The 4,379-nt window shown below is 55.9% G+C and carries 4 protein-coding genes, 1 tRNA gene and 1 other RNA gene; 4 read left to right on the top strand and 2 right to left on the bottom strand.

Annotation, left to right across the window (positions count from 1 at the left end):
* The 4 genes from ACW14G_RS22410 to narI all read left to right on the top strand — a co-directional run.
* A partial coding sequence (locus tag ACW14G_RS22410; protein WP_455648825.1) for a molybdopterin dinucleotide binding domain-containing protein occupies nucleotides 1–1,050 on the top strand: 1,050 nt, incomplete at its 5' end.
* Nucleotides 1,047–2,585, top strand: coding sequence for a nitrate reductase subunit beta (gene narH / locus ACW14G_RS22405; protein WP_163448663.1), 1,539 nt, complete (start codon nucleotides 1,047–1,049; stop codon nucleotides 2,583–2,585). The genes ACW14G_RS22410 and narH, both read left to right, overlap by 4 nt.
* Nucleotides 2,582–3,292, top strand: coding sequence for a nitrate reductase molybdenum cofactor assembly chaperone (gene narJ, locus ACW14G_RS22400; protein WP_249023190.1), 711 nt, complete (start codon nucleotides 2,582–2,584; stop codon nucleotides 3,290–3,292). Before narH ends, narJ begins: the two co-directional genes overlap by 4 nt.
* On the top strand, nucleotides 3,292–3,969 hold the full coding sequence (gene narI / locus ACW14G_RS22395) for a respiratory nitrate reductase subunit gamma (RefSeq protein WP_064544999.1): 678 nt from the start codon (nucleotides 3,292–3,294) through the stop codon (nucleotides 3,967–3,969). Before narJ ends, narI begins: the two co-directional genes overlap by 1 nt.
* Before the next feature lie 179 nt (nucleotides 3,970–4,148).
* Here the strand turns inward: narI and ACW14G_RS22390 are convergent.
* Together ACW14G_RS22390 and ACW14G_RS22385 are read right to left on the bottom strand one after the other, a co-directional pair.
* Nucleotides 4,149–4,233, bottom strand: a tRNA-Tyr gene (locus ACW14G_RS22390).
* Between the two features lie 34 nt (nucleotides 4,234–4,267).
* Nucleotides 4,268–4,379: non-coding RNA, RtT sRNA (locus tag ACW14G_RS22385), on the bottom strand; the annotation flags it as partial.

Here is a 4,379-nt window from a genome sequence, read left to right as displayed (position 1 = left end):
CGCTTTACCTCTATCGGCCCGCTGATGGAGAAAATCGGTAACGGCGGTAAAGGCATTGCCTGGAACACCCAGAGCGAAATGGATCTGCTGCGTAAGCTCAACTACACCAAGGCGGAAGGCCCGGCGAAAGGTCAGCCAATGCTGGATACCGCGATTGATGCCGCAGAGATGATCCTCACTCTGGCGCCGGAAACCAACGGTCAGGTGGCGGTGAAAGCCTGGGCGGCGCTGAGCGAGTTTACCGGTCGCGACCACACCCATCTGGCGCTGAATAAAGAAGACGAGAAAATTCGCTTCCGCGATATTCAGGCGCAGCCGCGCAAGATTATCTCCAGCCCGACCTGGTCTGGCCTGGAAGATGAGCACGTCTCTTACAACGCCGGTTATACCAACGTTCATGAGCTGATCCCATGGCGTACGCTCTCGGGTCGTCAGTCCTTGTATCAGGACCACCAGTGGATGCGTGACTTCGGTGAAAGCCTGCTGGTTTACCGTCCGCCTATCGACACCCGTTCGGTGAAAGAGGTGATGGGTAAGAAATCCAACGGTTACCCGGAGAAGGCGCTGAACTTCCTGACGCCGCACCAGAAATGGGGCATTCACTCCACCTACAGCGACAACCTGCTGATGCTGACCTTAGGTCGCGGCGGCCCGGTGGTATGGATGAGTGAAGAAGATGCCAAAGAGATCGGTATTGAAGACAACGACTGGATCGAAGTCTTCAACAACAACGGCGCACTGACCGCGCGTGCGGTCGTGAGCCAGCGTGTACCGGCCGGGATGACCATGATGTACCACGCGCAGGAACGTATCGTGAACCTGCCGGGTTCAGAAATTACCGGTCAGCGCGGCGGTATCCATAACTCGGTGACCCGCATTACGCCAAAACCGACCCATATGATTGGTGGCTATGCGCACCTGGCCTACGGCTTTAACTACTACGGCACCGTAGGTTCTAACCGTGATGAGTTCGTGGTGGTACGTAAGATGAAGAACATTAACTGGCTGGATGGCGAAGGCAATGACCAGGTACAGGAGAGCGTAAAATGAAAATTCGTTCACAAGTCGGCATGGTGCTGAATCTCGATAAATGCATCGGCTGTCATACCTGCTCAGTCACCTGTAAAAACGTCTGGACCAGCCGTGAAGGGACCGAGTACGCGTGGTTCAACAACGTTGAAACCAAGCCGGGCACCGGTTTCCCGACCGACTGGGAAGATCAGGAGAAATATAAAGGCGGTTGGATCCGTAAAATCAATGGCAAGCTGGTGCCGCGCATGGGCAACAAAGCGCTGCTGCTGGGTAAAATCTTTGCCAACCCGCATTTGCCGGGGCTGGATGATTACTACGAGCCGTTTGATTTTGACTACCAGACTCTGCATAACGCACCTGCGGATAGCAAAGCACAGCCCATTGCCCGTCCGCGCTCGCTGATTACCGGCAAGCGTATGGACAAAATCACCAAAGGTCCGAACTGGGAAGACGACCTCGGCGGTGAGTTCGAGAAGCTGTCGAAAGACAAAAACTTCGAGAACATGCAAAAGGCGATGTACGGCCAGTTCGAGAATACCTTCATGATGTACCTGCCGCGTCTGTGCGAGCACTGCCTCAATCCGGCGTGCGTGGCAACCTGCCCAAGCGGTGCCATCTACAAGCGTGAAGAAGACGGCATTGTGCTGATCGACCAGGACAAGTGCCGCGGCTGGCGTATGTGTATTACCGGTTGCCCGTACAAGAAGATCTACTTCAACTGGAAGAGCGGCAAATCTGAAAAATGCATCTTCTGCTATCCGCGTATTGAAGCGGGTCAGCCGACCGTGTGTTCAGAAACTTGCGTAGGCCGTATTCGTTACCTCGGCGTGCTGCTGTATGACGCGGATGCGATTGAAACCGCAGCCAGCACCGAAAACGAGAAAGATCTGTATCAGCGTCAGCTGGACGTGTTCCTCGACCCGAACGATCCGAAAGTGATTGAACAGGCGCAGAAAGACGGTATCCCGCTGAGCGTGATTGACGCGGCGCAGAAATCGCCGGTCTACAAAATGGCGATGGACTGGAAGCTGGCGCTGCCGCTGCACCCGGAATACCGTACGCTGCCGATGGTCTGGTACGTGCCGCCATTGTCGCCGATTCAGTCCGCCGCCGATGCGGGCGAGTTGGGCAGCAACGGTATCCTGCCGGACGTTGAAAGTCTGCGTATTCCGGTGCAATACCTGGCGAACCTGCTGACCGCTGGCGACACCGCACCGGTGCTGCTGGCGCTGAAACGTATGCTGGCGATGCGTCACTTCAAACGTACGGAAACCGTCGATGGCGTTATCGATACCCGTGCGCTGGAAGAGGTGGGTCTGACCGAAGCACAGGCGCAGGAAATGTACCGCTATCTGGCGATTGCCAACTACGAAGACCGCTTTGTGGTGCCAAGCAGTCACCGTGAACAAGCGCGCGAAGCGTTCCCGGAGAAAAACGGTTGTGGCTTTAGCTTCGGTGACGGATGCCACGGTTCGGACAGCAAGTTCAACCTGTTCAACAGCCGCCGTATCGATTCGGTGGATGTGAGCAGCAAAACGGAGCCGCACGCATGATTGAACTCGTGGTGATTTCACGTCTCCTTGAGTACCCGGATGCTGCCTTATGGCAGCATCAAGGCGAACTCTTCGACGTATTGTCTGAATCAGACAGACTGGAAAAAGCGGATGCTCAGGCGCTGGGCATCTTCCTGCGTGATTTAACCGCGCAGGATCTGCTGGACGCTCAGGCGGCCTACAGTGAACTGTTTGACCGTGGTCGCGCCACCTCGCTGCTGCTATTCGAACACGTTCACGGCGAATCCCGAGATCGCGGGCAGGCAATGGTCGATCTGCTGAATCAGTATGAGCAGCACGGTCTGGTCCTCGACAGCCGCGAGCTGCCGGATCACCTGCCGCTGTATCTGGAGTATCTGGCACAGCTGCCAGAGAGTGAAGCGGTTGGTGGCCTACAGGATATCGCGCCGATTCTGGCGCTGCTCTGCGCACGCTTGCAACAGCGTGAGAGCCGCTATGCGGTGCTGTTCGAACAGTTGTTGAAGCTCGCCAAGAGTGCGGTAGATGAAGCGAAAGTGGCGGAAAAAATTGCGGACGAAGCCCGCGATGATACGCCACAGGCGCTGGATGCGGTATGGGAAGAAGAGCAGGTGAAATTCTTTGCCGACCAGGGCTGCGGTGATTCGGAAATCGCCAATCACCAGCGTCGTTTTGCCGGAGCCGTGGCCCCGCAATATTTGAATATCTCTAACGGAGGACAGCAATAATGCACTTCCTGAATATGTTCTTCTTTGACATTTATCCGTACATCGCGGGTTCTGTCTTCCTGATTGGCAGTTGGCTGCGCTACGACTACGGCCAGTACACCTGGCGTGCCGCTTCCAGCCAGATGCTGGATCGCAAAGGGATGAACCTGGCATCGAACCTGTTCCATATCGGGATTCTGGGGGTATTTGCTGGTCACTTCCTGGGGATGCTGACTCCGCACTGGATGTACGAAGCGTGGCTGCCGCTGGAAGTGAAACAGAAGATGGCGATGTTTGGCGGTGGCGCGGCAGGTCTGATGTGCCTGGTCGGTGGTGTGCTGCTGCTCAAACGCCGTCTGTTTAGCCCACGGGTGCGTGCGACCACGACCGGCGCCGATATTCTGGTGCTCTCCGTGCTGGTTATCCAGTGCGCGCTGGGCCTGCTGACCATTCCGTTCTCCGCCCAGCATATGGACGGGAGTGAAATGATGAAGCTGGTCGGCTGGGCGCAGTCCGTGGTGACCTTCCATGGTGGCGCCTCCGCACATCTGGACGGTGTAGCCTTTATCTTCCGTATGCACCTGGTGCTGGGCATGACGCTGTTCCTGTTGTTCCCATTCTCGCGCCTGGTACATATCTGGAGCGTGCCGGTCGAGTACCTGACCCGCAAGTATCAGATTGTTCGTGCACGCCATTAATACGGTGCTGTGACGCTCTAAACCCCGCTTCGGCGGGGTTTTTTTTGCGGTTTTTTCCCCGGCCAAGCGCAGCGCCGCCGGGATATATATGGCAGAGAGGCAAGATAGAGCTAGAGAAATAAAAGAAATGACTGAGAGAGATTTGAATATTTAATGGAAAGAGGTACTACCGGAGATGATGGTGGTGGGGGAAGGATTCGAACCTTCGAAGTCGATGACGGCAGATTTACAGTCTGCTCCCTTTGGCCGCTCGGGAACCCCACCAGGGGCAATTCAAATTGTAGGTAAAGCTTGAAGATGGTGGTGGGGGAAGGATTATTCGTCGCTTCGCTCCTCACCCTACGGGCCGTTGCCGTTGGCAACGTTCTCTCGCTTTCGCTCGAGTCGAACCTTAATCGAAGGTTCTCACC

Source organism: Kluyvera sp. (genome assembly GCF_965301105.1).
This window is presented reverse-complemented; position numbering and strand designations above follow the sequence as displayed.